Raw genomic sequence first — 25,081 nt, forward strand, 5'->3', positions numbered from 1 at the left:
TATCCCTCCATGCGGGTTGCCTACGGCACGTATCGTGAGTCGTTGCGAACCGTACGCATCCACAACGGGGCGCAAGGCGAACGGAATTGACCAGCCGGACGGCCGGGGGAGGCATCGTGGACGAGTACGCGGGACGGGTCCTCGCCGACCGTTACCGCCTGCCGCTGCCGGCCGCCGAGGACGAGTTCGCGGACGGGCGCGCCTTCGACACCTACAGCGGGCAGGAAGTCCTCATCCGGCAGGTGCCGCTGCCGGAGGTCGTCGAGGCGGAGGTGCTCGACGCGGACGGCCTGCCGGACGGCTTCGTGGCACGTGACGCCGGGACGCGCGGTCACGGCGGTCGGGGGGCCACGCGCAGGCCCGCCGATCCGGCGGTGCGGCGCGCGATCGAGGCGGCGCAGGCCGCCGCGCGGATCCCCGACCACCCCCGTCTCGACCAGGTCTTCGACGTGTTCGCCGAGGGCGGTTCGCTGTGGGTCGTCAGCGAGCTGGTGCCCGCGCGGCCGCTGGCCGCGCTCCTCACCGAGCAGCCCCTGACGCCCTACCGCGCGGCCGAGATCGCCTCCGACGTCCTGATGGCCCTGCGGGTACTGCACGCGCACGGCTGGGTGCACCGCAACATCACCGCGCGGACGGTGCTGGTCTGCGACGACGGCCGGGTGATGCTCACCGGCCTCGCGGTCGGCGCCGCGGAGGAGGCACTGAGCGGCTACAACCCCGTGCCGCCGCCGGACGCCGAGCCCGGCCCCGACGGCGCGGCGGAGGGGGACGCCGGCGCGCCCGGTGCCGTGCCGGACACCTTCCGGGGGCCCGCCGTCGGGCCGGGGACACCGTCGGCCCCCGCGCAGGTGCCGGGCGCGCCGAACGCCTGGCGGGCCGTCTCGGGAGCCCGCCGCGCCGGTCACGGCGGGCCCGGTGGCCCCGGCGACCCCGCCGCACGCCCCGGGGCGCGCGGCACCGTGGGGGCCGCCGGAGGGATGGTCAGCGCACCGGCCGGGGGTGCCCTCGGGGCGATGGCCGGCGGCATGAGCGCGGCGGACGCCGAGGAGGCGCGCCGCGCGGCGCTCGAAGCCCGGTCCAACGGCGCGGTGACACCGCAGGGCGGCTCCGGGGGCGCACCGGCCCCCGGCCCCCGGGCGCTGGAGACCGGGGACGACGTGCGGGCGGCACGGGCGGGTGCGATCGCCGCCTACCGGGCGGGTGCGCGGGCCGCCGCGCGCGTGCAGGAGGAGGAGCGCAACAGCCGGGCGGCGCTCCCCGCGCCGCGCCCGGCGAACAGTCTTCCGCCCGGCCGTCCGACGCCCGGGGACGGTACGCCAGGCGCTCATGGCGGTCCGGAGGGCGCGGGAACGGCGGGGGCGCCGGGGCAGGATCCCGCGTACGGGGTGGAACAGGCGCCCGGATCGGTACCCGGCCGGATCGCCGACCCGTACGGCGTCCTGGGCGGGCCCGGCGCGTACGGCGCGGGAGGGCCGCAGGTCCGCAGCGGTCCGGGAACTCATGGCGGTCCGGGAACTCATGGCGGTCCGGGAACTCATGGCGGTCCGGGAACCCATGGCGGTCCGGGAACTCATGGCGGTCCGGGAACCCATGGCGGTCCGGCGATCCCGGGCGGTCCGGGAATGCCCGGAGGCCGGGCGATCCCGGGTGGCGGCCCCGTCCGCACGGGTGAGCCGTCCGGCCCGGCCGTTCCGCGCGTTCCCGGCCTTCCCGACGCTCACATGCCCGGCGTGCCCGGCGTGCCCGGTGTGCCCGGTGTTCCTGGTGTTCCGGCGGCCCGGGGAGGCACAGGCGGGTACGGCACCCCGGACGGACGGTCGCCCTACGGAACCGGCGTGGAGGGCCCGGCGGCCCCCGGTGCGGCCACCCACGCGCCACGCGCCCACGGCGGCACCCGGGGAGCGGACCAGTACGGCGTCCCCGCTGTTCAGGAGGCGTCCGCCGCGCCCTGGGGGCGGAGTGTGCCCGGGCGAGTTCCCCAGCGGGGGCCCGGCAGCGCGCTGGAGGCGGAGCGCGCCCGGCAGGCGCGGATGGCGCTGGTCGGGCCCGTCACCGAGCGCTGGGCGCCCGAGCAGGCCGGCCCCGTGCACGAGAACTGGCAGCTCGCCGCACCCATCGGCCCCGCCACCGACCTGTGGGCGCTCGGCGCGCTGCTGTTCCGCTCGGTCCAGGGCCACGCCCCGTACCCCGAGGAGAACACCGCCGAACTGGTGCAGCTCGTGTGCGCGGAACCGCCCGCCTTCGCCGAGGAGTGCGGGCCGCTGCGGCCGGTCGTGGAGTCACTGCTGCGTCAGGACCCCACCGAGCGCCCCGATTTCGAGGAGCTGCGCGGCTGGCTGCGCTCGCTCGTACGCTCGGCGCCCGAGCCGGAGGCCGGCGCGCACGTCGTGTCCGCGCCCCCGGTCGACACCCGGCGGCTGCCCATCGTGCGGCGACGCGGCGAACTCGTCCGGCGCCGCAGGGCCGGGCTGCCCGTCGCCACCCGGGCCCGCCACCGGGGCGCCCGGGCAGGCCGCCCCCGCCGGCTCGGGCGGACCCTGCTCGTGCTGATACTGCTGGCGATGGCCGCGGCGGTGGCGTACGCCATGGTGTTCCTGCCGAAGGGCGAGGCGCGCGACGACGGCGCGGGCGCCGCTCGTACGGGAGCCACCGACGGGGCCGGCTCCGCTCCCGCACCCTCACAGAGGGCGAAGGAGAAGGGCGGCGGCTCCGCGTCCCCCGACGCGGGGAAGAGCACCCCGGGGTCCGCCGACGACGACTCGCAGGCCCGGAGCGACGGCGGCTCCGGCGTGGCCCAGGGCTTCACCCTGCGCAAGGACAGCGAGGGCTTCCAGGTCGCCGTCGCCAACGGCTGGGACCGGTCGGGCAGGAACGGCAGCGGCCAGGTCGTGTACTCCCACGGCGAGTTCGAGCTGATCGTCGTACCGGGCCGGGACAGCACGAGCAAGTACGGCACCGACCTGCTGACGTACCAGCGGGAGAAGGAGCCGGAGACGCAGCCGTTCCGGGACTCGACCTGGGCGACGTCCACCGGCATGCGCCGGGTCGACGTGGGCGGACGGACCATGGCGGAGGGCCAGTTCACCTGGACGGACGGCGGCAAGGAGCTGTACGTGCGCAATCTCGTGCTGCTGATCGGCAACCGCTATCACGTGGTCCAGGTACGCGGCCCGGAGGCCGAGCGCGACGAGGTCACCCGCCTCTACGAACAGGCCGGACAGACGTACCGGCCCACCGGCTGACGAGCGCGTGGCCCGGAGCCCGGAGCGGACGGGCCCGAACCGGAAGTGACGGAAACGGCCCGGAGGCGACGAGGCTCCCGGGCGCATGGCGGGTGATCGGGTGTTATGTCGTCACTCGCGCCTCTGACGTCACACCAGATCCCCAAATCCCAAGCGTCACAGTGTCGTTTCCGTACCACCCCCCTGGTTCCCAGCATGGGGGCGGATCCTTACGCTGGTTGTGTCAAGACCATTGCGGGGAAACGTGAATCAGATGCAGGGCCTGCTTCTCGCGGGCCGCTACCGGCTCGTCGACCCGATCGGCAGCGGGGGCATGGGCCGCGTATGGCGTGCCCGGGACGAGGTGCTCCACCGGTCGGTCGCCATCAAGGAACTGACGGCCGCGCTCTACGTCACCGACAGTGACCGTGCGGTACTGCTGGCGCGAACCCAGACCGAGGCGCGGGCGGCCGCGCGGATCAACCACTCGGCCGTCGTCACGGTGCACGACGTGCTGGAGCACGACAACCGGCCGTGGATCGTCATGGAACTGGTCGAGGGCGGCTCGCTCGCCGATGCCGTCCGGGACCGGGAGCGGCTGGAGCCGGCGGAGGCCGCGCGGATCGGGTTGTGGGTGCTGCGCGCCCTGGGCGCCGCGCACGCCGCGGGCGTCGTGCACCGTGACGTCAAGCCCGGCAACGTCCTGCTCGCCACCGACGGGCGGGTGCTGCTGACCGACTTCGGCATCGCCCAGGTGGAGGGCGACACGACCATCACCCGCACCGGGGAGATCGTCGGCTCGGTCGACTACCTGGCCCCCGAGCGCGTGCGTGGCCAGGACCCCGGTCCCGCCTCCGACCTGTGGGCGCTCGGCGCCACGCTGTACACGGCGGTGGAGGGCCGCTCGCCGTTCCGGCGCACCTCGCCGCTGACCACCATGCAGGCGGTCGTGGACGAGGAGCCCTCCCAGCCGCGGTACGCGGGACCCGCGCTCGGTCCGGTGATCGAGGCGTTCCTGCGCAAGGACCCGGCGGCGAGGCCGAGTGCGGCCGAGGCCGAACAGATGCTCGCCGAGGCGGCGGAGGGCCGCCGCCCGCGCACGGCGCAGGCGTACGTCCCGACACGGCACGTCGATCTGGCGGGGGGACCGGCCGCAGGGACGGCCGGTGGGAGCGCCGCGGACGGTGACCGGCCGGACGGCGGCGCCGGGACGGACCGGCAGCGGACGGCCGGGGAGACCGACCGGCAGCGGGCCGCGGGGACGGGGTCGGGCGGCGGTCCGGAGGGGGCGGCGGCCACGCACGCGCCCACCGTCGTCCACGCCACCACGGCGGCCACGGCCGTCACCGACGCCTCCGGCGGTCCGGCCGCGGGCCACCCGGCCGTGGACGGGTACGCGGCCACGCCGGTGCCCGGACGCGCCACTGTCGGCACGCACATATCCGGCGCGCCCGGCGGGTGGCCGAGCGCCCCCGGCCACCCGGCCACGCCCCCCTTCGGCGCCACGACCCACCAGCCGCATCCGGCGTCCGCGGGCGCCGCGGGCCGACCGCGCCGTCGCGGCCCTACGGTCGCGCTCGTCCTGGCGTTCGCCGTCCTCGTCGGTGGCGGTGGCGCGCTGGCCTGGAACCAGTTGGGGAACGGCGGCCCGGACGGCCGCAGGAACGACACCTCCCCGACCGATGCGGCCACCGTCTCCTCGTCCCCGTCCGGCGCCGACGAGGCGTCCGGGGCGGTCCCCGAGGGCTGGCAGCGCGTCGACGACCCGCTCGGGTTCAGCGTCGTCGTCCCGCAGGGCTGGAAGCGCAAGGTGACGGGCAGTCAGATCGACTACACGCCCGACGGGGGCAGGCACTTCCTGCGCATCGCCGTCGACGACTCCCCGGACTTCGACACCGCTTACGGCCATCTCGCGGACCTGGAACAGCAGTTGAAGCGGCTGGCCGACTATCGGCGGGTCAGTCTCAACTCCAACATCTACCGCGACTGCCAGGGCGCGTTGTGGGACTTCACCTGGACCGCGGTCCCCAAGGACGGACCGTTCCCCGGTGAGCGACGGGCCATCGAACAGTCGTACATCAGCCGGGACGGAGTCGAGTACGCGATCTACTTCTCCTCGCCCGCAGCCGACTGGGACACCGCGCGGAAGCAGTTCGACACGGTGCTGCGCGGGTGGCGTCCACCGGCGAAGGGCTGACAGGAGGGCGGCCGGCCGCCGAGCGGAGGGGCGGCCGGCAGGGGCCGTCGTGCGCCCCTGAAGTCCACCGTTCGTGCTGCCGCACGCCCCTGCCCGGGTAGGTCACTTGTCGGCCAGCCCCGTCCCGTCGCCCGGGGCGGCGGCGGTGGGGTGCGGCATGATGGGGCGCATGGGGTCCGAGGGGGAGAACGTCCGTGTGATCGCGGGCCGTTACCGGCTTCGGGACAGGCTCGGGCGCGGCGGAATGGGCGTCGTCTGGCGCGCCACCGACCAACTGCTCGGCCGCGACGTGGCGGTCAAGGAACTCCCCTTCGACGGCTCGCTCTCCGCGGAGGAGGCCCGCGCCCGGCGCGACCGTACGCTGCGGGAGGCGCGCGCGGTCGCGCAGTTGCACCATCCGCACATCATCGTCGTCCATGACGTCGTGGAGGACGACGAACGCCCGTACATCGTCATGGAACTGATCGACGGCGGATCGCTGGCCGAGCGCATCGCGGCGGACGGCCCGCTCGAGGTGCGCGAGGCCGCGCGCATCGGCGTCGACCTGCTCGGCGCGCTGCGCCGGGCGCACGAGGCCGGGGTGCTGCACCGCGATCTGAAACCCGCCAATGTGCTGCTGGAGAGCGGAACCGACCGGGTCGTCCTCACGGACTTCGGCATCGCGCAGGTCGCGGGAGCGACGACGCTGACCGAGACGGGCTCCTTCGTCGGGTCGCCCGAGTACACCGCGCCCGAACGGATGTCCGGGGCCCGGACGGGGCCGGAGTCCGATCTGTGGTCGCTCGGCGCGCTGCTGTGCGCGGCGCTGAGCGGCGAGTCGCCGTTCCGCCGGGACTCCCTGGGCGAGGTGCTGCACGCCGTCGTGCTCGACGAGATCCGGCCACCGGCGGGGGTGGGCCCGCTGCTGCCCGTCGTACGGGGACTGCTCGACCGCGACCCCGAGCGGCGCATGGACGCGGCCGAGGCGGAGCGGCTGCTGCGGGAGGTGTACGAGACGGGGCGGGCGCCGCGCGGGACGGGGCACCCGGCGCGTGGGGCGAGGGGGCGCTCACCGCTCGGCTCGTATCTGACGCGCACGCCCACGTACACCCCGACACAACGGAACGTGCCGCACGCGCCCGACGGCACGCCGTCGGTGCCGTCGGGCCCGCCTTTTGCCGCCCCGGGACGGCCCGGCCGGTACTCGCGGTACTCGACCCGGAGCCTGATGCTGGCGGCGGCGCTGGTCGCCGCCTTGGCGGGCGCGGGCGTCACGGCGGCGGCACTGCTGGTGCACGGGGACGGCGACGGGGGCGGGGAACCCGGCCCTCCGGGGCCGGCGGCCTCGGTGACCGCGACGCGGCCGACGTCCGCGACGGCGTCCGGGGCGACCCCCACGCAGGCGCCCAGGGGCACCGCCACCTCGGCGTCCGCCCCGGCCAACGGCCCGACCGCCTCCCCGGCCGCCGGGCACCGTGCCCCTTCCGGCTACCGGACCGTGCGCGACCCGGACGGCTTCTCGCTCGCCGTACCGGACGGCTTCACGCGCCGGCCACAGGGCGAGCGTGTGTTCTACATGTCGTCGGGGATGCGTTTCCGCATCGGCATCAAGGTCGCCGACCCCGACCCGGGCGGCCCGCTCGCGGTGATGCGCGGGGCGCACGCCGAGGGCCCGTCCACCAACCCCGGCTACCGCGGCGGCCGTGTCACGCGCACCGTGCACGACGGGCACCCGGCGGCACTGTGGGAGTTCACCTGGAACGGCTTCGACACAGGGGCCGAGGGCCCCCGGCACACCTACGACCAGTGCTGGGACGAGGGCGGCCGGATGTACGACGTGTGGGTGTCGGCGCCGGTCGGGAGGGCGCGGGAGGCCAAGGAGTACTTCGACGTCGCGGTGGACACCTTCACGGCGGGCGAGGTCACAGGTGGGTGACCGGTTCCGACCGGGTGTGGTGCCCGCCCCCGCTCGCGCGCTAAGCATGGGACATGAACGACAACGGGGGAGCCCCGCAGGGGCCGGACGAACCGACGAGCTACGCGCTGCAGCCGCCGCGGGCGCAGATGCCGCACCCGGGCAACCCCTACGCGGCCCCGCAGCCGGAGAGGGCTCCGCAGCCGGAACGGACCCCGCAGCCGGAACGGACCCCGCAGCCCAGCTCGGCCGGGCAGCCGCGGGCCCACCCCCACCCCCCGCTGCACCCCCACCCTGATTCGCACCGGGCGACGGCGGCCGGGCACCCCGCGCCGGTGCCGGCGCAGCCCGGTGGTCCCGGCGCCTCGCAGCCGCCCGCATCCGCGACCCCCGCCGTTCCCGCCCCGCAACCGCAGGCCGACCCCGGCGCGGGGCGTCTCGTCGCCGGCCGTTACCGCCTCCTCTCCCGGCTCGGCCACGGCGGCATGGGCACGGTGTGGCGGGCCGAGGACGAGACGGTGGACCGGGAGGTCGCGGTGAAGGAGCCGCGTGTCCCCGACCACCTCACCGAACAGGACCGCGCCACCGCCTTCGAACGCATGCGCCGCGAGGCCCGCGCCGCCGCCCGCCTCGACCACCCGGCGGTGGTGACCGTGCACGACGTGGCGGTGGAGGACGGCAGGCCCTGGATCGTGATGGAGCTGGTCCACGGCCGCAGCCTGGGCGACGCCCTCCAGGAGGGCACCCTCGACACGCGCGAGGCGGCCCGCATCGCCCTGGAGGTGCTGGGCGCGCTGCGGGCCGCGCACGCGGCGGGCGTGCTGCACCGCGACGTGAAGCCGGACAATGTGCTGCTCGGCCGCCACGACCGGGTGGTGCTCACCGACTTCGGCATCGCCCAGACCGAGGGCGAGACGAGGCTGACGGACACCGGCGGGTTCGTCGGCTCGCCCGAGTACATCGCGCCGGAGCGGGTGCTGGGCCGGCGCCCGGGCCCCGCCGCCGACCTGTGGTCGCTGGGCGTCCTGCTGTACGCGGCGACGGAGGGCGTCTCCCCGTTCCGCCGCAGCAACACGCCTGCGACGCTCCAGGCGGTCCTCAACGCCACGCCCGCCCCGCCGGCCGCGGCGCGGGGGCCGCTGGCGGAGCTGATCAATGCCCTGCTGCAGAAGGATCCGGCGCACCGCCCGGACGAGCCCCGGGTCCGCGCCCTGCTGGAACAGGCGGTGGCCCCGCCGCCACTCCAGGCGCCCACCCAGGTGGTGACCGTGCCGTCCGTCGCCGACGGCGGAGGTGTCCGCATCGGCCGCAGGGCGCGGCGGATCGGTCTCGGCGCGCTGGGCGCGACCCTCGTCGCGGCGGCGGTGGCCACGTACCTGGTCGTCGCGGACCCGTTCGCCGGCTCCCTCCCGGACGGCTGGAGCAAGCATCACCTCACCGACCTCGGCGCGACGCTGCCGGCCCCGGCGGCGTACCGCGCGAGCAGGCCGGACGCCGACGAGTCCGACAAGAACTGGGTGGCGTACAGCGACCCGAGCGGTGCGATCACCCTCTTGTTGCATGTGGCCCGCAAGTCCCAGGACACCGGCCACGAGATCAAGTCCTCCGCCGCGGCGGAGATGTACGCGGAGAACGACGACTTCAGGGCGAGCGGCGACTACACCCGCGACATGCCCGCCAACCCGCATACGGCCCCCGACGGCAAGGCGACCTTCCACGGCAGTCCGGCGGCCGGGAACACGCTCACCTACACCACCACGGACAGCACCGACCCCGTACCCCGCGAGGAACGGCTCTTCTACTACAGGACCTCGGCGGGAGACATGTACGAGGTCTCGATCAGCTACCCGGGCAAGGGCGACTTCACGGCCAGGGGCCGCGAGGTCGCCCGCACGACCCTGGCCAACCTGGGCATCGACAAGCCCTGATCCGGGTGCGCGGTTGCCGCACTGGGGCTCGCGTCACTGACCGGCGTGGCCGGGGCGGCCGACGACGAAGAGGAGCCGAGGTCCTGGTCGTCTCCTCGCGGCAGTACCCGGACGACGAGTACTGGTACGACGGCGTCGGCCGTGCCCCTGGGAGCGGATCAGGCCGTGGGCACGGCCGGGGCGAGCGCGCCTTCGCCGGTGGGGCCGGAGCAGGTCACCGACCGTCGACGAACAGTTCCTCGCTGGTGCCGGCCGTGACCGCGCGGTCGAACCAGGTGTCCAGGGTGTCCAGGTCGGCGCAGGCGGCGATGCGTTCGCGGTCGGTGTCGGGGATGTCGATGCCGCGTACGTCGAGGATGCGGAGGATGGCTTCGACACGGTCCTTGATACGGGTGTCGATGCGGGTTTCCTCGATGAGGGTGCCGCTGCCGGGGAAGCGGCTGGTCCAGGTGGCCATCAAGTTCCTCCAGAGTGCGCGGGCCGGGGTGTCTCCCAGGCCGATCTCGGTGTACTCCGCCCAGTCCTGCGCGGTCTCGCCGCGGACGTCGGCCAGGGATAGCTTCCGCTGTCCGCGGTGTCGAAGCGGAAGAGGGTGTCCACGCGGCGGTCCAGCGGCTTGATCTCGGTGAGATCGGTGTCCAGGGGCTGGATCGCGGTGGGTTCGGGGAAGGGGATGCCGGCCCGGGGGAGGGCCCGGGCGAACAGCTCCGGGTCCTCCCTGAAGATCCGGTGCATCGCCTCGTGCGGTGAGCTGACCATGTGACGGAACGTAGAAGATCGCGTGCGGTGGGGAGCGATCTTCCGGTTCGGTTCAGCCGTACGGGTGACTATGCCGCTGGATTATGCGGGGCGCGGGGAGCGGAGAGTGGATATCAGGGCGGCGAGCTGTGTCGCGCCGGTGGTGAGGACGGCGTCCGGTTCGTCGCTCTCGCGGAGGAGAACGGTGCCGGTGGGGGAGGCGGCGAGGTAGACGCAGGAGGATGCCTCCTCGCTGTACGTGGACTTCTGCCAGTCGAGTTCGGTCACGGGTTCACTTTCAGGTGTCTTGGGTGATGCGCCGGATGAGGTCACGGGAAGCGTCGGGTTCCAGCGTGGCCTGCTCCATACGGTCCAGGATGAGACGGTACTTGGACAACTGTGCGACGGAATGGATGAGTTCGCTGCCGTGGGCCGCGTCGAGTTGTGCCGTGTCGAGTTCGGGAACCGGGCCGTAGGCATAATCCAGCCCGTGTCCGACGGTCGGGAATGTCGTGCCGCCGAAGGGGATCACCCGGAGGGAGACGTACGGTCGCTCACTCATCTCGATGAGATGGTCCAACTGGGCGCGAGCCACCTCACTGCCACCGAAGCGCATGCGCAGGGCCGCCTCATGGATGATCGCCGTGTACTGGTGAGGCTGCTCGCGGTACAGAACTGCCTGGCGCTTGATGCGGTGGGAGATGCGGTACTCGACCTCGTGCGGCCGTAGTGCCGGGACCACCTGCCGGAAGAGGGTGCGGGCGTGCTCCGGCGTCTGGAGCAGCCCGGGAATGTTGATGACCTGCGCCACGCGTAGGGCGGTGGCGTGATGTTCCATCTCCGCGAGGTCCAGGAAGCGCGGCGGGAGCACGTCCCGGTACTCCTCCCACCAGCCGCGTTCCCGATGGGTCGCCATGGCCACGAGAGCATCGACAAGGGACTCGTCGGTGCAGTCGTAATTGTGGGCGAGAGTGCGAATGCGCTGCTCACTGAGGCCGAAGCGGCCTGTCTCGATGTTGCTGATGCGTGCCTGATTGGCGCCGATCATCTCGCCGGCCTCGCGTGCGGTCAGGCCCGCTCGTTCTCGCAGCTTGCGTAGCTCGACGCCGAGACGGATCTGTCGTGCCGTAGGTGTCTGCCGTGGCGGCATGGTTTTCCGTTCCTCGATCAACCTTGCGCAGAGTCACCCACCTGGATGGAACGTCGCATGGATGCGTCGATTTGGTAGCAACCATTCTACTGCCCGCTCTACGGTGAAACCCAAGACGCTCACCCGCCCCCGGTAAGCCGGAAGCGCACCGCGCCCTACATGCGTGCGCGGCGCTGCCACCGCCCGGACGGGCCGATAAGTGGGCCAAGTTCACCTACCGCAGGAGTCGTTCATGGTCACCGTAGCGCCGCCGAGGAGCGAAGTGTCCCCGAGTTGGGCATACGCGCTCCACCTGCCCCGCGACGCCCGCGCCGTGCGCATCGCGCGTGTCACTCTGCGGGCCGTGCTCGCCGGGCACGGCATGGGCCAACTCATCGATAACGCCGAGCTGTTGACGTCCGAGCTGGTCACCAACGCCTACCGGCACTCCGACGGTCCCGCCTTCCTCCGGCTGCGCGGGCCGGAGAACGGCCGCCGGGTCCGGGTCAGTGTCTGGGACTCCAACCCGTACATCCCGCCCCCGTTCGACCGGCGCCCGGGGCTTCCGCGCCACGTTCCGCCGGAGGCGCACGGTGGGCGCGGGCTGCTCCTCGTCCGTCACTACGCCGAGGCGTGGGGCGGTTATCCGCTCGGCGACGGCCTTTTTCGGGTGTGGTGGGAAGCTGCTGTGGTGCGAGATCGGGCCGCCCGTCACCGTGACGGGAGTGGCCACCTGGTGAGGGGACGAAGCGCCGGGGACGCGGCCGGGGCGGCGCTGTCGTGGAGGAAACGACACGCTGCGTGATCGGGGGAGGACCTCCCTTCGCTCCCGCTGCCGAGTCCAGCACCTTTGCAGATCGAGCGAGTTGAGGAGACGGATCGTCGCGGCCGTGTGGCCGCCCCGGCGCGGACGGGAAGCCTGTCCGGCGCCGGTGGAATCGCCGCGGGCGGTTCGTGGCATCCTGTGGCGTCACATGACGTCACAGGATGCCGTGCTGGAACGGCGGACGTCCGGGGGGTTTGGGGAAGGTCGATGAGGCTCTGCTTCCTGGTGGAGGAGCAATACCGCCGCGACGGGATGCCGGTCGAGGTGATCCGGCAACTGACCTCCTGGGGGCACCAGGTGGACGTGGTGCTGCCCGGCAGTTCCCTGCTGCGGGTGTCCGGGGACCTGTGGGCCGGCACCCATGACGCCTGGGTCCTCAAGACCGTCTCCGGCGGCCCCGGGCTCACCCTGCTGGAGGCCGCCGCCTCGCTCGGCATGACGACCGTCAACGACGCCCGGTCGATACGGGGCGTGCGGGACAAGGCGCTCGCCGCGGCCCTCGGGCGCAGCCACGGGCTGCCGCTCCCGCCGACCTACGCGGCGGCCCGGCCCGAACTGCTGGCGGAGATACCGGAGTCGGAGTACCCGCTCGTCGTCAAGCCCGCCGACGGCAGCTCGGGGCGTGCGGTGCATCTGGTCCCGTCGCCCGCCCGGCTGGCCGAACTGGTCCCCGTGCTGGCGGGCGAGAGCATGCTCATCGCCCAGCCCTACGTCCCCAACTCGGGCATGGACCTCAAGGTGTACGCCGTCGGCGGCGAGCTGTACGCCACCGAGCGCCGCTCGCCGCTCCACCCGGACCACGCGGTACGCGAACGCGGGGTGCCGCTGCCCGCGGAGGTCGCCGCGGTGGTCGCCCGGGCGGGGGCGGTCTACGGACTGGACCTGTACGGCGTCGACGTCCTGCTCGGCCCCGACGGTCCCGTGATCGTCGACATCAACGACTTCCCCAGCTTCCGCCGGGTCCCGGACGCGACCGCGCGGGTGGCCCGCGCGGTGCTCGAACTGGCCCGTACCGGAAGTCGGGCCGCCGATGCAGCGGAACGATCCTTCGCACACCCGTCCGAGTGGCCCGACCCGCCCGTCGAGCCGCCGCCGATGCCCCGCCCCCGCTCCGCGCAGGTCCCCGCCGCCGCGCGCGAACACATCTGAGCGCCCGGGGACCCCGTGCGCATCGGCCTGATCACGTCCACTCCCGGGCATCCGCTGCTCGCCGCGACCACCGCGCTGCTCACCCCGGGGCACCAGGTGGTGCACCTGGACCCCGAGACGGCCACCGCGCCCACCGGGCCGCTCGCCGACGTCCACCTGCTCAAGGCCCGCACGCCGCGCGCGCTGGAACTCGCCGCCGCACTGGAGCGGCACGGCGCCCCCGTCGTCAACACGGCCGCGGCGACCGCGCTCTGCCAGGACCGTACGGCCATGGCGGACCTCGCGCTGCGGGCCGGGCTGCCGTTCGCGCCCACCCGCACCTTCCCGACCCTCGCCGACCTGGCCGCCGGCCCGCCCCCGGCCGGGCCCGTGGTGGTCAAGAGCCGCCACAGCCGCAGACACGACCTGGTGGCCCTGGTCGACAGCGCCGCACGGCTGCGGGAACTCGCGGCGTCCGCGCCCCGGGAGCCGGTCGTGGTGCAGGACTTCGCGCCGAGCAGCGGTGACGACCACAAGCTGTGGGTCGTCGGCGACCACGTCTTCGCCGCGCTGCGCCGGTCCGAACTGTCGCCCGAGGGGCAGGGCCCCAGCCGGCCGCTCCCCGAGGGCGGGCTGCCGCCGGGGTGGGCCGGTCTCGTCCGCCGCGTCGGCGAGCTCTTCGCGCTGGACGTCTACGGCGTCGACATCCTCGACACCGGCGACGGGACCCCGCTCATCGTGGACATCAACGCCTTCCCCGGCGTCCGGGGGCAGGCCGGCGCCCCGGAGGCGCTGGCGGCACTCGCCCTGTCCCGGGCGGGCGGCAAGGGGACTTCACCGCGCAGGTAAGGCCCTGATCAGCGCATTCGCTGCCAGCGATCACTGGCGCGATGTGTGTACTCGGTGAAGGCGCCGAAAGCACGGCGAATCATCGTTACCGACGGGTACCAAAACGCCGCGACCGGGCATACCCTGCGGCTCATGACCGACGCCCAGGCGACCTCGCCGACCCCCCGCACGGCAACCCGCACGGCCACCCGGTCCACCCCGTCCGACCCGGACGCGGCGGCCGGCACCAACCCCGTCTCTCCCGCGCCCGACGGCGTGCGCACGGCCGCCGACGTGGTGACGCCGGAGCTGGTCGCCCGGCTGACCAAGGGCGTCGTCGGCTCCGGCCGCACCGCGAGCCACACCCCGTTCACCGGCGACAAGCTCGCCGACCTGCCCGAGTCGACCCCCGAGGACGTACGTAGGGCGTTCGAGGAGGCCCGCGCCGCGCAGACCGTCTGGGCCCAGGTGCCGGTACGGGAGCGTGCCGCCGTGCTGCTCCGCTTCCACGACCTGCTCCTCGAACGCCAGGGCGAAGTCCTCGACCTCGTCCAGCTCGAGACCGGCAAGGCCCGGCTGCACGCCCACGAGGAGGTGCAGGCCGTCGCCGTCGCCGCCCGCCACTACGGCCGCCGGGCGCGCGCGTACCTGCGGCCCAAGCGCCACACCGGCGCCGTACCGACCCTGACGAAGGTCACCGAACTGCGCCACCCGCGCGGCGTCGTCGGCCAGATCGCCCCCTGGAACTACCCGCTGGAACTGTCCGTCGGCGACGCGCTCCCCGCCTTCACGGCCGGCAACGCCGTCGTCATGAAGCCCGACACCGAGACCTGCCTGACCGCGCTGTGGGCCCGTGACCTGCTGATCGAGGCGGGACTGCCCGCCGGGGTCTTCCAGGTCGTGCTCGGCGAGGGCCCGGTCGTCGGACCCGAGGTCGTCCGGTACGCCGACTACGTCTCCTTCACCGGCTCCACCCGCACCGGCCGCGAGGTCGCCCAGGGCGCCGCCGCCCGGCTGGTCGGCGTCTCGCTCGAACTCGGCGGCAAGAACGCCATGCTGGTGCTGGAGGACGCCGACGTGGAGAAGGCCGCCGCGGGCGCCGTCCGCGCCTGCTTCTCCTCCGCCGGACAGCTCTGCATCTCCATCGAACGGCTGTACGTCCACGAGGCCGTCGCCGACGCCTTCCTGGAACGGTTCACCGCCCGCACGAAGGCCATGCGGCTCGGCACCTCCCTCGCGTACGGCGCCGACATGGGCTCGCTCGTCGGCGAACGCCAGCTCGAAACCGTCACCCGGCACGTGGAGGACGCCGTCGCCAAGGGCGCCCGGGTCCTCGCCGGTGGCGTGCCGCGCCCGGACATCGGCCCGTACTTCTACGAGCCGACGATCCTCGACGGCGTCGAGACCCCCATGTCCGTCTGCGGCGAGGAGACCTTCGGCCCTGTCGTGTCCGTCTACCGCTTCGCGACCGACGACGAGGCGGTGGAGCGCGCCAACGCCACGTCGTACGGGCTCAACGCGTCGGTCTGGACGAAGGACGCCCGGCGCGGCCGCGCGGTCGCCGCCCGGCTGCGCACCGGCACCGTCAACATCAACGAGGGCTACGCCTCCGCCTACGGCAGTGTCCAGTCACCGATGGGCGGCATGAAGGACTCCGGGCTCGGCCGCCGCCACGGCTCCGAGGGCATCCTCAAGTACACCGAGGTCCAGACCGTCGCCCAGCAGCGCCTGCTGCCGATGGCTCCTTCGCTGGGCATGGACGACGAGAAGTACGCGGCGTTCATGAGCCGGAGCCTGCGGCTGATGAAGGCGCTGCGCATGCGCTGAGGCGGGACCGCACACCGGTTCCCGCCCTCCCCGGCTCCTTCGGCCCCCGTCCCCGTTCCATCCCCGTTCCGTCGCCGTTCTCGACGAGGAGAGCACAGTGTCACAGGAGACCTCTGCCCGGAAGACACCGGAAGAACGGGAGGAACCGGTCGAGAACGCGGACGTGCGCGGGCACGCGGACGTCCACGCGTACGACTACGACGTCCTCGTCGTCGGCTCCGGTTTCGGCGGTTCCGTGACCGCCCTGCGGCTGTCCGAGAAGGGCTACCGCGTCGGCGTCCTGGAGGCCGGCCGCCGCTTCACCCGGGAGACCCTGCCGAAGAACTCCTGGGACCTGAAGAACTACATCTGGGCGCCGCGACTCGGCATGTACGGCATCCAGCGCATCCATCTGCTCGGCAACGTCATGGTGCTGGCCGGCGCGGGCGTCGGCGGCGGCTCGCTCAACTACGCCAACACCCTCTACGTACCGCCCAAGGCCTTCTTCGACGACCCCCAGTGGCGGGACATCACGGACTGGGAGGAGGAGCTCCGGCCGTACTACGACCAGGCCCGGCGCATGCTCGGCGTGCGGCTGAACCCGACGATGACCCCGTCCGACACGCATCTCAAGGCGGCGGCCGAGCGGATGGGCGTCGGCGACACCTTCCATCTGGCGCCGGTCGGCGTGTTCTTCGGCGACGGCGAGGACGCCACCGGTGAGGCCGTGGCCGCCCCCGGCACGGAGGTGCCCGACCCCTACTTCGGCGGGGCCGGGCCCACCCGGCGGGCCTGCACCGAGTGCGGCGAGTGCATGACCGGCTGCCGGCACGGCGCCAAGAACACCCTCAACGAGAACTACCTCCACCTCGCCGAGAAGGCGGGCGCGGTCGTGCACGCCATGACCACGGTCGTCTCGGTGACGGACGACTCGCGCGGCGGCTACGCCGTCGCCACCCTCCCCACCGACGACCGCCGCAAGGGCGCCGGACGCCTCTTTACCGCCCGCCGGGTCGTCCTCGCCGCCGGCACGTACGGCACCCAGACCCTGCTGCACCGCATGAAGGCCGGCGGTCAACTGCCGTACCTCTCGCGGCGGCTGGGCGAGCTGACCCGCACCAACTCCGAGGCGCTGGTCGGCGCCCAGACCGACGACCGCCGCTACCGCAAGGCGCACGGCGCGCCCCGGGCCGACTTCACGCGCGGGGTCGCCATCACGTCGTCCGTCCACCCGGACGCCAGCACCCACATCGAACCGGTGCGCTACGGGAAGGGCTCCAACTCCATGGGCGGCCTGTCCATCCTCCAGGTGCCGTACGCGGAGGGCGGGTCCCGCGCGCTGGCCTGGCTGGCGAACGCGGCCCGCCACCCCCTGCTGGCGGCGCGCTCGCTGTCCAACCGGCGCTGGTCGGAGCGGACCATCATCGGGCTGGTCATGCAGTCCCTGGACAACTCCCTGACGACGTACCTGAAGCCGAAGGGCGCGGGCAAGGGGCTGCTGACGGCACGTCAGGGGCACGGTGCCCCCAACCCCAAGCAGATCAAGGCGGCCTCCGAGGCGGCGACCGCCCTCGCCGAGGAGATCAACGGCTTTCCCGGCAGCAACGTCGGCGAGCTCATGGGGACCCCGCTCACCGCACACTTCCTCGGCGGCTGCCCCATCGGCGACTCGGCCGACACCGGCGTGATCGACCCGTACCACCGGCTCCACGGCCATCCCGGCATCTCGGTGGTGGACGGTTCGGCCGTCTCCGCGAACCTCGGCGTCAACCCGTCGCTCACGATCACGGCGCAGGCCGAGCGTGCGATGGCGTACTGGCCCAACAAGGGTGAGGCCGACCCTCGTCCGGCTCCGGGGGCGCGGTACGCGCGCCTCGACCCGGTCCGGCCGCGGCACCCGGCGGTCCCGGCGGAGGCGTTCGGCGCGCTGAGGCTGCCGTTCCTGGGGATGCCGACGGTGCCGCCGCGCACCAGATAGGGCAGAGAGGCGGACCACATAGGACAGAGAGAAGGACCTGTGCCCCCCTCCTGGCTCAGGTCCTTCGTCTCTGTCCTCGGCGGCGCCCGCGCGCCGTCGGCCCCATGGGCAAGTCCGGCCCATCGGTCCCATCGGTCCCATCGCCCCGTCGGCTTTCGGCGGGGCCGGGCGTGGGTCAGACCGCCGTGCTGCCGCTCCTGCGGCGACGTACCGCGAACACCGCGCCGGCACCGGCGACGACGGCCACACCGCCGACGAGTCCGATGGTCGGCAGCATCGAGCTGGAGCCGGTCTCGGCGAGGCTGCCGGTGACCGGGATCTCCGCGGCGCCGCCCTGCGGCGTCTTGCCGCCGGCCGGCTTGTCGCCCTTGCCGTTCTTGTCACCCTTGTCGACCGGCGTGGCCTGGCCCGGGTCCTCGTTGCTGCTGCCCGGCTTCAGCACCGTGAACTCGTAGTAGCCGTAGCTGCTGTGGACGCAGTTCAACTTCTCGTCCAGGTAGCCGCCCAGGCCCACGGTGAAGCCGGCGCCGGCCGGGGCCTCGGCGGTGATGTCGAGGCGAAGCTTGATGTCGACGGTCTTCTTGGCACCGAGGTCGGTCTCGCCGAAGGAGATCCCGTTGCCGACGACGTCCGCCAACGACGTCCACTTCTTGGTCTTCGGGTCCAGGTACTGGACGCGTGTGTAGTTGCTCAGCCGGTTCTTCTCGTCCGTGCTCAGCGAGTCGTTGTCGACGAGCACGAACCACTGCACGGTGCCGAGCGACTGGTCGCTGTGGTTGGCGGCGGTCAGCGTGAACGGGTGCCAGCCGCTGCCCGCGACGATCTTTCCGGGCAGCCCGGAGACGCCGAGGGTCAGCGCGGAGTCGATGTCGTCACCGTTGTCGTCGACCGGGCAGTCGCTCGGCTCGTCGGTCGGGTCCTTCACCGTCGGGTCGCCGCCCGGGACGGTGGCGGAGGGCGAGACCGTGCCGCTCGGCTGCTTGCCGGTCGTGTCGGTCCCGTCGGCGTCATCGGTACCGTCGGCCGTGGAGCCGGTGTCGGCCGAGGACGCGGTGTCGTCGCCGGTGGTGGTCGTGTCGTCGGAGCCGTCGGAGTCGGTGCCCGAGGTGGGGGTCGTGCCGGTCGTGGTGCCGTCGGACGGCGCGGTGTCCGACGCGGGCTGGGTCGTCTCCGACCCGGTGCCGGCGGCCGGAGCGCCGTCGGCGACGGCGATGCCCGCCGCCATCAGGGACAGCGGGGCTATGGCAGCCGTCGCGGCGGCGGTGGCCAGAGCACGGCGAAGCTTCATGAGACCTCGAGAAATCGGGCGTACCACCCCCGTGGCGGTACGAACGGCGGAGGCCTCCGCGAGTGGGGGCGCGGACGTGGCCCTTGATTCCACGAATGTGACCGTCCGCGGCCGGTGAAGGTTGTCCCCGCCTTCACAGCATCTTTATGTGAGGTGGCTCACAGTGCGGGGATCCCGACCTCAGGTGACGGCGGGAAGAGGGAGGGGACGGCGGGAAGAGGGAGCGCCGTCGGCAGGGCCTGTTCACCGCCGGCCGGCCCCGGGCGTCCCCGGGGCCGACCGTCTCTTGGGTGACCGGGCTGCTGTCCCCTGCCGTCCGGTCACAACCCTGGGGCGAGGTCCCACGACGTTCGGCGTGAATCCCGTACGCCTCATCGCCCCAGCGCAGCCACGCGTGGTTTCTTCGGGCCCGCCCCTGGCTGGCACGGACACCCCTACCAACGACGGGCTGTGGCGTGGGTCACGCACCGTGCGGAGGGGACGTCAGGCGCGGCCGCGGCACAGCTCGAGCAGCGTCATGGCGAGGGAGGTGCCGGGCTTGCCGAGGGCGTCGCTGTAGCGGCCGAGGATCTCCATCTCGCGGGAGAGGTTCACCCGGCGGCCGCCCGAGGCGATGCGGGCGTCCTGGATGACGGCGGAGACGGCCATGCGTTCCTGGACGAGACCGAGGATGCGGTCGTCGAGGGCGTCGATACGGTCGCGGGCGCCGGTGATGAGGTCGGCGGCCTCGGGGGTGCGGGCACCGGTCTTCTCGGGGGTCGCGGTCGCGGTCTCGGGGTGGGTCGCGGTCATCGGGGGCTCCTTGTCGGGGTCGGATGTGGCTCTCGACGGCCCCGGGCGACAGGTCCCGTACACGCCGAGCGCCCCGGGCCTGTGTGGCCCGGGGCGCCTGGGAGGTCGCTTGTCAGTTGCTCAAGCAGCACGACCGTGGCAGCCGGTGGGCCGGTTGCCATAGGTAAAGAGGAAGGCCGGGTGCGTGGTGAGCATGGGGCCAGTATGCCGTGCGGGAGAGGGACGTCCAGCCCGGGGTTCGCATGATGAGACGGTCACGGGCCGAGGCGTCGCTCGGCCGGACGGCCCCGGGCCCGGGGTGACGAGATCCGTTCCCGGGGCGGAACCGTCGGCCACCGTCGGCCGAACCGTCGGCCGTGGTGCTCCGCCGTCCCCCGGTAGACTCGACCTCACACACCCCTTGCTCATCCGCCGGAAGGCAACCCGTGTCACAAGCGTCCCCCGCCACCCCCGACACCGTCCTGGTCGTCGACTTCGGTGCGCAGTACGCCCAGCTCATCGCCCGTCGCGTCCGCGAGGCGCGGGTGTACAGCGAGATCGTGCCGAGCACCACTCCGGTCGAGGACATGCTCGCCAAGAACCCGGCGGCGATCATCCTCTCCGGCGGCCCCTCCTCCGTGTACACCGAGGGCGCGCCCACCCTCGACCGTGCGCTGTTCGAGTCCGGTGTCCCCGTCTTCGGCATGTGCTACGGCTTCCAGCTCATGGCGCAGACTCTCGGCGGCACCGTCGACAACTCCGGCGCCCGCGAGTACGGCCGTACGGACATGTCGGTCAGCAAGCCGTCCTCCACGTTGTTCGAGGGCACCCCGGCCGAGCAGTCCGTGTGGATGTCGCACGGCGACGCCTGCTCCGCCGCCCCCGACGGCTTCAGCGTCACCGCCTCCACGGACGTCGTCCCGGTCGCCGCCTTCGAGAACGACGAGAAGAAGCTCTACGGCGTCCAGTACCACCCCGAGGTCATGCACTCCACGTACGGCCAGCAGGTCCTCGAACACTTCCTCTACCGCGGCGCCGGTCTGAGCCCCACCTGGACCACCGGCAACGTGATCGAGGAGCAGGTCGCCGCCATCCGCGAGCAGGTCGGTGACAGGCGCGCGATCTGCGGCCTGTCCGGCGGCGTCGACTCCGCGGTCGCCGCGGCCCTCGTGCAGAAGGCCATCGGCTCCCAGCTCACCTGCGTGTACGTCGACCACGGTCTGATGCGCAAGGGCGAGACCGAGCAGGTCGAGAAGGACTTCGTGGCCGCGACGGGCGTCCAGCTCAAGGTCGTGGACGCCAGCGAGCGCTTCCTGGCCGCGCTCGAGGGCGTCAGCGACCCCGAGCAGAAGCGGAAGATCATCGGCCGCGAGTTCATCCGGGTGTTCGAGCAGGCCCAGGCGGAGATCATCGCGGACGAGGGCCCGGCGGTGGAGTTCCTCGTCCAGGGCACCCTTTACCCCGACGTCGTAGAGTCCGGCGGCGGCACCGGCGCCGCCAACATCAAGTCCCACCACAACGTGGGCGGCCTCCCCGAGGACCTCGAGTTCCAGCTCATCGAACCGCTGCGCAAGCTGTTCAAGGACGAGGTCCGGATGGTCGGCCAGGAGCTCGGCCTGCCGGAGGAGATCGTCCAGCGCCAGCCGTTCCCCGGCCCGGGGCTCGGCATCCGGATCGTCGGCGAGGTCACCAAGGAGCGGCTCGACCTGCTGCGCGAGGCCGACGCGATCGCCCGCGAGGAGCTGACCGCGGCCGGCCTCGACCGCGACATCTGGCAGTGCCCGGTGGTGCTGCTCGCCGACGTCCGCAGCGTCGGCGTCCAGGGCGACGGCCGCACCTACGGTCACCCGATCGTGCTGCGCCCGGTCTCCTCCGAGGACGCCATGACCGCCGACTGGTCCCGGCTGCCGTACGACGTCCTCGCCAAGATCTCCACCCGGATCACCAACGAGGTGCGCGACGTCAACCGGGTCGTCCTCGACGTGACGAGCAAGCCCCCGGGCACCATCGAGTGGGAGTGAGCTCCGCCGCGGTGAGCCCCTCCGCCTGAGGAGGGTGCTCAGGTCCGCCGGAGGGTCCGCACCGGCTCTCCGGGCTTCCAGACCTGGACGACGAGGTACTCGGCGTCCTCGACCGAGGTCCGCACGACCTCGGTCAACTCGGTGCGGAAGAGGTGGAACGGCTCCGGCGGTTCCACCTCCTTCACATACGCCGCCCGCCGTTCCGCGTCCGTCACCTCCACCGCCCGCCCGCCGAGGCGTACGTCCCCGCCGCCCATCCCGGTGCCCGGTCCCTGGTTGGCCTGGAGCGCGAAGCGCGGATCCCGGCGCAGGTCGAGCGCCTTGAGCGAGTCCGGCATCATGCCGAACCACAGCTCGCCATGCACGAACTGCACCTCCAACCCGCTGGTGCGCGGCGCACCGTCCTTGCGGAGGGTCGCCAGGGTGTGGTGGGTGAAGCCCTCGAAGCGTTCCTGAACGGTTTGGGCCAGTGCCGGTTCGGCGTCGGCGAATTCCGCCCACGTCGCACTCGACCGTGTGTGGTGCGTGGTGTCCATACGACCGAGGATGACCCCTAAAGGCGACACCTTCTGTCGGGTATCGCGTGACACCGGTCCGCACCATGTCACCGACCGCCAACTCTTCCCGGAAACCCCTGTCCTCCCGGGACTGACCGGCGGTAACTTCCGCCCCGTGAACGAACCCAGTGCGGGAGCACACATGCACGAATCCACCCCGCCGCCACCCCTGCCCACCGACAAGCTCCGGTTCGCGCTGCCGCCCAAGCACGCGTCGATCGACGCCGAACGCCACCACCGCAAGGAACGGCTGGCCGGAGCCCTGCGGATCTTCGGGCGCCAGGGCTTGGAGGACGGGGTCTCCGGACACATCACCGCACGCGACCCCGAGTTCAGCGACTGCTTCTGGGTCAACCCGTTCGGCATGCCGTTCCGGCACGTCACCGTGAGCGACCTGGTCATGGCCAACGCGGAGGGCCAGGTCGTCGAGGGCGACTACCACGTCAACCAGGCCGCGTTCACCGTGCACGCGCAGGTGCACGCCGCCCGCCCCGACGTCGTCGCCGTCGCCCACTGCCACTCCGTGCACGGCCGCGCCCAGGCAGCCCTCGGTGAACTCCTCGACCCGATCACTCAGGAGAGCTGCGCTTTCTACGAGGACCACGCGGTGTACGAGGCCTATACCGGTGTCGCCGTCGACGCGGAGGAGGGTCGCCGGGTCGCCGCCGCGCTCGGCAGCCGCAAGGCGCTGGTACTGCGCAACCACGGACTGCTCACCGTCGGGAACTCGGTGGACGCGGCCGCCTGGTGGTTCCTGTCGATGGAGCGCTCCTGCCAGGTTCAGCTCGCCGCCCGCGCCGCCGGCCGCCCGGTGCTGATCGACCACAAGCAGGCGGCCGCGACCCGGGAGCAGCTCGGCGGCGACCTCGTCGCCTGGATCAACTACCAGCCGCTGTGGCAGCACATCAGCCGCGACGAACCGGACCTGTTGAGCTGAGTCGCGGGGCCGGCCCCCCCCGGATCGGCTTCCGGCCCGGCTTCCTTCCCGGCTTCCCGAGCGGCCCTCGGACCAGCTTCCGGATCGGCTTCCGGGCCGGCTTCCGGCCCGGCCCTCGGCTGCCCCTTCCGCGCCCGTACACCACCGCTTCGCGCCGTCCGTCAACACGCGTCTGGCGCGTTCACCCTCACTGGCCGGACCTGGCCGACGCGCACCCCCTTCCGTACGGCACAATGCGTCCTCGTCGCAGGGGAGCGGCAGACGGGTCGGACGCATCGCGGAACCGGCCGTACCAAGGCACGGGACACGGGGAAGGCGGACATCGGACGTGGCGGTGCAGGAGGCGAGACAGGGCGCGGAGCCCACGTCCCATCGGGGCGGTTGTACCTGCGGGGACTGCCCGCACGGCGCCCGCGAGGGGCACCGGCGCGCGGTGGCGGCGTTCCTCGCGAAACGGGACGGATACGCCTCCGGGCAGGGGCTGCCCGCGGCGGTCGCGCACTCCGCGTCCGCGTCCCGGCAGTGGGTCTCGGACGAGCTGACCCAGTCCGCCGACGCCGTCGCCGAACGCGGCCGCGCCGAGGGTGAGGCCTGGCTGGCCCGGCTCTGGCACCGCACGGCCTGCGTCGTCTGGGGTGGCATCGCACTCCTGCTGCTGGTCCAGGCGCTCACCGCCGTCGGCGCCGGATGGTCCACGGCACGCACCGCCGGACTGCTGGCCGCCGTGCTGATCGGCGCGGTCCTCACCGGCGCCGGGTACTGGCACCGGACCCGCGGCGGCGTCCTGGCGCCCGTCATCGGCGAGGACAACCGCCTGTCCACCTCCCGAGCGGTGGCCGCGGGCTGGGTGCTGTTCACGGTGTACGCGGTGCTCGTCCTGGTGGGCCAGCTCGCCGCCGCCTCCGCGCACGGCCGGCGCGACCGGCTGATCGCCGGGCTCGACCTCGCCCGCGGGGTGGGCGTGGTCACCGTCGTCGCCGTGGTGTGCGCGATCGCCGTGCTCGTCCGACGGGTGGTCGGCCTGCGCGTCCTGGGCCAGCGCCTGCAGAAGGTGCGCGCCCACCGCCCGCGCGCCGCCGACCTGCTCACCGACGACTCCGGCCGGGGCAGCTTCGCCGACATCCAGTACGTGATGATCAGCGCCGTGGCCCTGGCCTTCGCCGCGGTGCGCCTGGCCCGCCGCCCCGACCAGCTTCCCGACCTCCCCTGGGGCCTCGCCGTACTCGTTCTGGTCTCCGCGGCGACGTACCTCGCCGCCAAGTACGCCGAGGGCGGCCGCCCGGTGGTCCTCTCCGTGGTCCGCTCCCGGGAGGCCGGCGACCTGGACGCCCCGATCCGCACCGGCGACGACATCGAGATCCGCGGCGCCGGCTTCGTCCCCGCGGGCGCCCAGTCGGCGGACCGGCTGTCCCGCATGGTGGTCCGCATCGGCGCGGTCCACGTCCACGTCCCCCTCGTCCCGGTGACCGGCGGCTTCGACAACCCCACCGACACCCTGCTGACCGTCCCCGTCCCGGCCGACGTCGAACCGGGCCACGTCGAGGTCCAGGTGGTCACGGCCGCCGGGGTCGAGACCAACCGCGTGACCATCGAGGTCCTCGACTGACCCACCGCCCGATCCACGCACCAGCGCGCTCGACCGACCCACCCGGGTGGGCGATACCTGAGTGGGCGACACCTGAGTGGGCAACAGCCCTCAATCCGCCCAAGCTCCACCCCCGAACCTGTCTACAACATGTCAGTACGTGGTCGGACCGTGAAAACGCCCCCGATCGTTGAGCCGCCCCCGCCTCCCGTACGTATGGTTGGTTGAGATCTCAACAGTCCAACGGGC

General features: G+C 73.1%; 19 protein-coding genes. 12 read left to right on the plus strand and 7 right to left on the minus strand.

Annotation, left to right across the window (positions count from 1 at the left end; translation table 11 throughout):
* The first annotated feature begins 116 nt into the window (after positions 1 to 116).
* The 4 genes from QFZ64_RS21030 to QFZ64_RS21045 all read left to right on the plus strand — a co-directional run bounded on the left by QFZ64_RS21030 (position 117) and on the right by QFZ64_RS21045 (position 9,240).
* Positions 117 to 3,242, plus strand: coding sequence for a protein kinase (locus QFZ64_RS21030; RefSeq protein ID WP_307071791.1), 3,126 nt, complete (start codon positions 117 to 119; stop codon positions 3,240 to 3,242).
* 253 nt (positions 3,243 to 3,495) lie between these two features.
* The gene (locus tag QFZ64_RS21035) at positions 3,496 to 5,418 is read left to right on the plus strand and encodes a serine/threonine-protein kinase (protein ID WP_307067978.1); all 1,923 of its coding nucleotides are present in this window, start codon (positions 3,496 to 3,498) and stop codon (positions 5,416 to 5,418) included.
* 169 nt (positions 5,419 to 5,587) lie between these two features.
* Entirely contained in the window at positions 5,588 to 7,333 is a 1,746-nt protein-coding gene (locus tag QFZ64_RS21040; protein WP_307067980.1) for a serine/threonine-protein kinase, read from the plus strand.
* A gap of 53 nt (positions 7,334 to 7,386) precedes the next feature.
* Complete coding sequence (locus QFZ64_RS21045) at positions 7,387 to 9,240, plus strand: serine/threonine-protein kinase (RefSeq protein WP_307067982.1); 1,854 nt, start codon at positions 7,387 to 7,389, stop codon at positions 9,238 to 9,240.
* Positions 9,241 to 9,454: 214 nt separating this feature from the next.
* Here the strand turns inward: QFZ64_RS21045 and QFZ64_RS21050 are convergent, their stop codons facing one another.
* From QFZ64_RS21050 to QFZ64_RS21065, 4 genes are all read right to left on the minus strand, one after another.
* Positions 9,455 to 9,697, minus strand: coding sequence for a hypothetical protein (locus QFZ64_RS21050; RefSeq protein ID WP_307067984.1), 243 nt, complete (start codon positions 9,695 to 9,697; stop codon positions 9,455 to 9,457).
* Entirely contained in the window at positions 9,697 to 9,999 is a 303-nt protein-coding gene (locus QFZ64_RS21055; RefSeq protein WP_307067987.1) for a hypothetical protein, read from the minus strand. Before QFZ64_RS21055 ends, QFZ64_RS21050 begins: the two co-directional genes overlap by 1 nt.
* Before the next feature lie 81 nt (positions 10,000 to 10,080).
* Positions 10,081 to 10,266 (minus strand): DUF397 domain-containing protein, encoded by a 186-nt coding sequence (locus QFZ64_RS21060; RefSeq protein ID WP_307067989.1) that lies wholly within the window; start codon positions 10,264 to 10,266, stop codon positions 10,081 to 10,083.
* A 10-nt stretch (positions 10,267 to 10,276) separates the two neighbouring features.
* Entirely contained in the window at positions 10,277 to 11,128 is an 852-nt protein-coding gene (locus QFZ64_RS21065) for a helix-turn-helix transcriptional regulator (RefSeq protein WP_307071792.1), read from the minus strand.
* A 232-nt stretch (positions 11,129 to 11,360) separates the two neighbouring features.
* Here QFZ64_RS21065 and QFZ64_RS21070 point away from each other — a divergent pair, with 232 nt between their 5' ends.
* From QFZ64_RS21070 to QFZ64_RS21090, 5 genes are all read left to right on the plus strand, one after another.
* Positions 11,361 to 11,912 carry an ATP-binding protein gene (locus QFZ64_RS21070; RefSeq protein ID WP_307067991.1) on the plus strand — a complete coding sequence of 184 codons (552 nt, stop codon included), beginning with the start codon at positions 11,361 to 11,363 and terminating at the stop codon, positions 11,910 to 11,912.
* Positions 11,913 to 12,140: 228 nt separating this feature from the next.
* Entirely contained in the window at positions 12,141 to 13,082 is a 942-nt protein-coding gene (locus tag QFZ64_RS21075; protein WP_307067994.1) for a RimK family alpha-L-glutamate ligase, read from the plus strand.
* 15 nt (positions 13,083 to 13,097) lie between these two features.
* On the plus strand, positions 13,098 to 13,910 hold the full coding sequence (locus QFZ64_RS21080; protein WP_307067996.1) for a RimK family alpha-L-glutamate ligase: 813 nt from the start codon (positions 13,098 to 13,100) through the stop codon (positions 13,908 to 13,910).
* A 132-nt stretch (positions 13,911 to 14,042) separates the two neighbouring features.
* Positions 14,043 to 15,716 carry a succinic semialdehyde dehydrogenase gene (locus QFZ64_RS21085; RefSeq protein ID WP_307067997.1) on the plus strand — a complete coding sequence of 558 codons (1,674 nt, stop codon included), beginning with the start codon at positions 14,043 to 14,045 and terminating at the stop codon, positions 15,714 to 15,716.
* Positions 15,717 to 15,879: 163 nt separating this feature from the next.
* The gene (locus QFZ64_RS21090; RefSeq protein WP_307071793.1) at positions 15,880 to 17,673 is read left to right on the plus strand and encodes a GMC oxidoreductase; all 1,794 of its coding nucleotides are present in this window, start codon (positions 15,880 to 15,882) and stop codon (positions 17,671 to 17,673) included.
* Between the two features lie 175 nt (positions 17,674 to 17,848).
* Here QFZ64_RS21090 and QFZ64_RS21095 read toward each other — a convergent pair whose 3' ends face one another.
* Positions 17,849 to 18,961: an LAETG motif-containing sortase-dependent surface protein gene (locus tag QFZ64_RS21095; RefSeq protein ID WP_307068001.1), complete on the minus strand. Its 1,113-nt coding sequence runs from the start codon at positions 18,959 to 18,961 to the stop codon at positions 17,849 to 17,851.
* A 483-nt stretch (positions 18,962 to 19,444) separates the two neighbouring features.
* Positions 19,445 to 19,753, minus strand: a complete 309-nt coding sequence (locus QFZ64_RS21100) for a chorismate mutase (RefSeq protein ID WP_307068002.1) — start codon at positions 19,751 to 19,753, stop codon at positions 19,445 to 19,447.
* A gap of 425 nt (positions 19,754 to 20,178) precedes the next feature.
* On the opposite strand from QFZ64_RS21100, the gene guaA reads away from it, so the two are divergent.
* A complete protein-coding gene (guaA, locus tag QFZ64_RS21105; protein WP_307068003.1) occupies positions 20,179 to 21,753 on the plus strand; it encodes a glutamine-hydrolyzing GMP synthase in 1,575 nt (524 codons plus the stop codon).
* Positions 21,754 to 21,791: 38 nt separating this feature from the next.
* Here guaA and QFZ64_RS21110 read toward each other — a convergent pair whose 3' ends face one another.
* Positions 21,792 to 22,289 (minus strand): pyridoxamine 5'-phosphate oxidase family protein, encoded by a 498-nt coding sequence (locus QFZ64_RS21110; protein ID WP_307068004.1) that lies wholly within the window; start codon positions 22,287 to 22,289, stop codon positions 21,792 to 21,794.
* Positions 22,290 to 22,452: 163 nt separating this feature from the next.
* Here QFZ64_RS21110 and QFZ64_RS21115 point away from each other — a divergent pair, with 163 nt between their 5' ends.
* Positions 22,453 to 23,247, plus strand: a complete 795-nt coding sequence (locus QFZ64_RS21115; protein ID WP_307068005.1) for a class II aldolase/adducin family protein — start codon at positions 22,453 to 22,455, stop codon at positions 23,245 to 23,247.
* A 328-nt stretch (positions 23,248 to 23,575) separates the two neighbouring features.
* Positions 23,576 to 24,853 carry a hypothetical protein gene (locus QFZ64_RS21120; RefSeq protein ID WP_307068006.1) on the plus strand — a complete coding sequence of 426 codons (1,278 nt, stop codon included), beginning with the start codon at positions 23,576 to 23,578 and terminating at the stop codon, positions 24,851 to 24,853.
* Positions 24,854 to 25,081 lie beyond the last annotated feature (228 nt).

The organism is Streptomyces sp. B3I8, from assembly GCF_030816915.1.
In the GTDB taxonomy this organism is placed as follows: domain Bacteria; phylum Actinomycetota; class Actinomycetes; order Streptomycetales; family Streptomycetaceae; genus Streptomyces.

What these genes read in the sequence shown, in the direction of transcription:
- QFZ64_RS21065 (WP_307071792.1), bottom strand. Translation starts at nt 11,128, where the DNA reads ATGCCGCCACGGCAGACACCTACGGCACGACAGATCCGTCTCGGCGTC.
- QFZ64_RS21035 (WP_307067978.1), top strand. Translation starts at nt 3,496, where the DNA reads ATGCAGGGCCTGCTTCTCGCGGGCCGCTACCGGCTCGTCGACCCGATC.
- QFZ64_RS21070 (WP_307067991.1), top strand. Translation starts at nt 11,361, where the DNA reads ATGGTCACCGTAGCGCCGCCGAGGAGCGAAGTGTCCCCGAGTTGGGCA.
- QFZ64_RS21050 (WP_307067984.1), bottom strand. Translation starts at nt 9,697, where the DNA reads ATGGCCACCTGGACCAGCCGCTTCCCCGGCAGCGGCACCCTCATCGAG.
- QFZ64_RS21110 (WP_307068004.1), bottom strand. Translation starts at nt 22,289, where the DNA reads ATGGACACCACGCACCACACACGGTCGAGTGCGACGTGGGCGGAATTC.
- QFZ64_RS21075 (WP_307067994.1), top strand. Translation starts at nt 12,141, where the DNA reads ATGAGGCTCTGCTTCCTGGTGGAGGAGCAATACCGCCGCGACGGGATG.
- QFZ64_RS21055 (WP_307067987.1), bottom strand. Translation starts at nt 9,999, where the DNA reads ATGGTCAGCTCACCGCACGAGGCGATGCACCGGATCTTCAGGGAGGAC.
- QFZ64_RS21085 (WP_307067997.1), top strand. Translation starts at nt 14,043, where the DNA reads ATGACCGACGCCCAGGCGACCTCGCCGACCCCCCGCACGGCAACCCGC.
- QFZ64_RS21040 (WP_307067980.1), top strand. Translation starts at nt 5,588, where the DNA reads ATGGGGTCCGAGGGGGAGAACGTCCGTGTGATCGCGGGCCGTTACCGG.
- QFZ64_RS21115 (WP_307068005.1), top strand. Translation starts at nt 22,453, where the DNA reads ATGCACGAATCCACCCCGCCGCCACCCCTGCCCACCGACAAGCTCCGG.
- QFZ64_RS21100 (WP_307068002.1), bottom strand. Translation starts at nt 19,753, where the DNA reads ATGACCGCGACCCACCCCGAGACCGCGACCGCGACCCCCGAGAAGACC.
- QFZ64_RS21045 (WP_307067982.1), top strand. Translation starts at nt 7,387, where the DNA reads ATGAACGACAACGGGGGAGCCCCGCAGGGGCCGGACGAACCGACGAGC.
- QFZ64_RS21095 (WP_307068001.1), bottom strand. Translation starts at nt 18,961, where the DNA reads ATGAAGCTTCGCCGTGCTCTGGCCACCGCCGCCGCGACGGCTGCCATA.